The following is a 3908-nucleotide window of genomic DNA, read 5'->3' as shown; positions in this document are numbered from 1 at the left end:
CGCGCGGGCCGGGACGCAGCTGGCGGGCCGAGGGGGCGCGCGTGCGCAGCGCGTTGCACTCCGCACTGGAGCAGCCGCAGGCCTGGCGGGCCGGAGCGGCCGAGGTGTCGGTGGAGGAGATCACCGCGGTGTTGGCCGGCCCGGCCGGCGACGTCGTGCGGGCGCACGGGGGAGCGGTGTGGGTGGCCGGGGTGCACGCGGGTGTCGTCGACCTCGAGTTGTCCGGCGCCTGCGACGGCTGCCCCGCCTCGGGCTTGACCATCTCGACCACGCTCGCTGCCGCCATCCGGCGGGCGGTGCCCGGCGTCGTCGACGTGCGGCTGATCGAGTCCCGGCGGCCGGCCTTCGTCAGCCTCGGGGGGCTGCTGCGCCGGGGTCCGCAGGAGCCCGACGCCTGATGGCCGGCATGCCGGCGCGGTGTGGTGGCCCTTTAGGACCGGGCCAGGACCCGCCGGGCCTGGGCGAGCACGGGGCCGTCCACCATGGCGCCGTCGAGCGCGAACACCCCACTGCCATGTTGCTTCTCGCCTTCGAGGACCCGCTCTGCCCAGGCCACCTGGGCCGGGTCGGGCCGGAAGGCTGCCCGGACGATGTCGACGTGCGTGGGGTGGATGAGCGCCTTCGCGTCGAACCCGCTCGCCACCGCCGCCTCGGACTCGACCCGCAATCCGTCGTGGTCGGTGATGGCCAGATGCACCGCATCGACGGCCAGTTTGCCGGCCGCCTTGGCCGCGAGCAGGGCGGTGCACTGGGCCTGCACCGCCACCGGACGGTAGGCGCCCGCCGCGTCGCGGCTCGAGGTGCCGCCGAGCCCGGCCACGAGATCCTCCGCCCCCCACATCGCGCCGACGACCGGTTCGGCCTCGAGGATCTCGCGCGCGGCGACGACGCCGCGGGGGGTCTCGAGGAGGACGACGACCTCGCAGGCGCCCAAGGCGGCCAGGTCGGCTGCGGACTCGGTCTTGGCGAGCATGACCCGCCGGATGCCGGCCCGCTGCACGAGGTCGACGTCGAGCGCATGATCGGCCGTGGCCGCCGGGTTGATCCGCACCAGGGTCCGCTCGGGGTCGAGCCCGCCGTATGCCGCCGCCAGCGCCTCCCGCGCCGCCGGTTTCTCCTGCGGCGCAACGGCATCCTCGAGGTCGATGATCGCCACATCGGACCGTTCCGCCGCCTTCGCATAGCGGTCGGGCCGGTCGGCCGGGCAGAAGAGCCAGGCCGGGCCGGGCGTCCATACCGCCGTGGACTCGCTCATCGCTCCTCCTCCGGCCGCATCCGCACCAGCGTGGCGCGGGTCGCCGTGGCGACCACCACGCCGTCCTGGTTGCGGGCCGTATGCCGCAGCGTCACCATCCCCTCTCCCGGACGGGACTTCGAGGGCCGTTTGTCGACGACGAGGGTCTCGCCATAGAGCGTGTCCCCGTGGAAAACCGGTGCGGGGAAAGCGATTTCGCTGAACCCGAGGTTGGCGACAATCGTGCCGAGCGTCAGCTGCGAGACCGACAGCCCGACGAGCGTCGACAGCGTGAACATCGAGTTCACGAGGCGCGAGTGGAAGGGCGGCCGGGCCGCGCTGTCCGCCTCGTCGAGGTGCAGGGGCTGGGTGTTCATCGTCAACGTGGTGAACAAGACGTTGTCGGCCTCGGTGACCGTGCGGCCGGGCCGGTGCCGGTAGACCGTGCCGACCTCGAACTCCTCGAACCAGAGGCCGCGTTGCTCCACGACCGGGTGCTCACCAGCGGTGCTGTCCGTCATCGGTTCTCGCTCCTTCGCGCTCGCTCCTCACGCTATCCAATGCCGATCCGGACTTACGCTGGGCCCCGTGAGCGAACGCCAGCCGAGCACCCCCAACGCCGTCACCGGGGGCGCCCTCATCGGCATCGGCGGGTTGATCCTGCTGCGGGTCGTCGGCCCCGCCCGGCTGCTGTCCCTCCTCTTCCTCGCGGCCGGGGCGTTCTACCTCAACCGCACCGACCCCAAACGCCTCACGGCCGTGCTCATCGTCGTCGGCGTGGGCCTTGGGTGGGTGGCCTATCGCACTGCGAGCCAACGGCTTTGACCGGGCGTGCGCCGGGGGCCGGGCTGCCCTCGATCCTCACGCTGAATCTCTCCCGCCCCCCGGTGGGGCGCGCCAAGGCGCTGCTGGAGTACCTGTGGCTGCGCGCGGAGGAGGTGCTCGTCCTGACCGAGACCGGGTGGGGTGCCGGGTCCGATCTCGTTGCCTCCGTATGCCGCGGGGCGGGCTACAGCGTCCAATCCTCCCTCCATGACGGGTCGGGCCGGCGTCGCCGGCTGGCGTCGGGAGACAGGGCGCCCTACGGTGTGCTCGTCGTCAGCCGGGGTCCGGAACTGACGCGGGCGGACGGCCTCGACGTGCCGCTCATGCCCGAGCGCGTGCTCGTCACCGAGATGCCGGGACCTGCTGGACCCGTGCGCCTCATCGCTGTCTACGGCGCGGCGAGCGACCCGGTGCGATACGCGAGTTCCGTTCAGCGCCAACGTAAACGAGACTGGCTGTTGGCCTTCGTCACCTGGCTCAACCTGCTGCCGGAGGCGCCGACGCTCATCGTGGGCGACCTCAACGTCGTCGCTCCCGGCCATCCCGACAAGCTGCCCTACGTGCTGGCCGAGGAGCGCACGGCATACGACGTGCTCACCAGCGGCCTCGGCTATCGCGACCTCGCCGCGGGTGACCTCGAGCCGACGTGGGTCGACCATTCGGGCGTGGGGTGCCGCTACGACTATGTGTTGGCCAGCGCGGATCTGGAGGTGACCGGCCGGCGGCCGGAGATCGACCAGGCGCCTCGCCTGCGCGGCCTGACCGACCACGCGGCCCTGTCGTGGCGGCCCTGACCGCTTCCCACTCGGTGCCGACGCCGCTACCCATTCGTATGCCGTCACCCATTGGTCTGTGGGGCGATTACCCCACATACACATGGGTAACGCGATGGTCATGTCCGCGGCCGGGGCCGGGCCGGGGCCGGAATCCAAGGCCCGGGGGTCGGGGCGCGGGGTGCTGTGCCCGGCTCCGGCGGGCGTCCGGCTACCGTGTGAGGCGTGAGCGCCGACTCGAACGCCTATTACGAGTTGCTCGGGGTGCGGGATGAGGCCGATGTCTTCCTCGCGACGTGGCACACCGGCGGCCCGTGGACCGAGACCCACCAGCACGGCGGGCCGCCGTCGGCGCTGCTGACGCGCGAGATCGAGACCACGGCCCTGCCGGAGGGGTTCGCGATCAGCCGGCTGACCATCGACATCCTCGGCCCGATCCCCGTCGGGCAGGTCGAGGTGGCGGCGAGCGTCCTGCGCAGCGGGCGGGCGGTGCACCTCGCCGAGGCGGTCCTCACCGACGTCGACTCCGACCGGGCCGTCGCGCAGGCCCGGGCGTGGGCAGTGCCCGACGCCCCCGGTCCGGCCGTCAACGACATGGCGCCCACCTCCACTCCCGACGACGGGGCGGCCTATCCGGCGCCGCGCGGCTGGGTGCGCGGCTATATCGACTCCATCGACTGGCGCTGGGTGCGCGGGCAGGTGGGCGTGCCCGGCCCGGGGACGGTATGGATGCGCCCTCACCTGCCGCTGCTCGAGGACGAGCCGCTCAGTCCGTTGCAGCGTGTGCTGACCTGCGTCGACTCCGGCTCCGGCATCAGCGCGGAATTGGACATCCGGGAGTGGGATTTCCGCAACACCGACCTGACCGTGCACGTCGTCCGGCCGCCGGAGGGGGAGTGGCTGTGCGTCGACGCCGTCACCACCGCCGCCGGCGCGGGGATGGGCGTATGCCGTGCCACCGTCAGCGACGCCCGCGGCATCGTCGCCTTCTCGGCGCAGTCCCTCCTCATCCGCCCCCGAACTCTATGACGGCCACAAGAACTGACGTCCACACGAACTGACGTCCACACGAACTG

The 3908-nt window shown here is 72.4% G+C and carries 6 protein-coding genes; 4 read left to right on the top strand and 2 right to left on the bottom strand.

Going from position 1 to position 3908, the window contains the following annotated elements; translation table 11 throughout:
* Window positions 1-398: NifU family protein (locus tag BN11_RS14960; protein WP_048698987.1), on the top strand; the 398-nt coding region annotated here is incomplete at its 5' end.
* 32 nt (window positions 399-430) lie between these two features.
* Here the strand turns inward: BN11_RS14960 and BN11_RS14955 are convergent.
* Window positions 431-1255 (bottom strand): HpcH/HpaI aldolase/citrate lyase family protein, encoded by an 825-nt coding sequence (locus BN11_RS14955; RefSeq protein WP_048698985.1) that lies wholly within the window; start codon window positions 1253-1255, stop codon window positions 431-433.
* Window positions 1252-1755 (bottom strand): MaoC family dehydratase, encoded by a 504-nt coding sequence (locus tag BN11_RS14950; protein WP_048698982.1) that lies wholly within the window; start codon window positions 1753-1755, stop codon window positions 1252-1254. The genes BN11_RS14955 and BN11_RS14950 overlap by 4 nt, the downstream gene beginning before the upstream one ends.
* A 67-nt stretch (window positions 1756-1822) precedes the next feature.
* Here BN11_RS14950 and BN11_RS14945 point away from each other — a divergent pair, with 67 nt between their 5' ends.
* The 3 genes from BN11_RS14945 (at window position 1823) to BN11_RS14935 (ending at window position 3861) form a co-directional block, all read left to right on the top strand.
* Window positions 1823-2059, top strand: coding sequence for a hypothetical protein (locus BN11_RS14945; protein ID WP_048698980.1), 237 nt, complete (start codon window positions 1823-1825; stop codon window positions 2057-2059).
* Window positions 2056-2853 (top strand): endonuclease/exonuclease/phosphatase family protein, encoded by a 798-nt coding sequence (locus tag BN11_RS14940; protein WP_157044187.1) that lies wholly within the window; start codon window positions 2056-2058, stop codon window positions 2851-2853. Before BN11_RS14945 ends, BN11_RS14940 begins: the two co-directional genes overlap by 4 nt.
* 204 nt (window positions 2854-3057) lie before the next feature.
* Entirely contained in the window at window positions 3058-3861 is an 804-nt protein-coding gene (locus BN11_RS14935) for a thioesterase family protein (protein WP_048698976.1), read from the top strand.
* Window positions 3862-3908: the final 47 nt, after the last annotated feature.

Origin of the sequence: Nostocoides australiense Ben110 (assembly GCF_001050535.1) — a bacterium.
Taxonomy (GTDB): Bacteria; Actinomycetota; Actinomycetes; order Actinomycetales; family Dermatophilaceae; genus Nostocoides_A; species Nostocoides_A australiense.
This window is presented reverse-complemented; position numbering and strand designations above follow the sequence as displayed.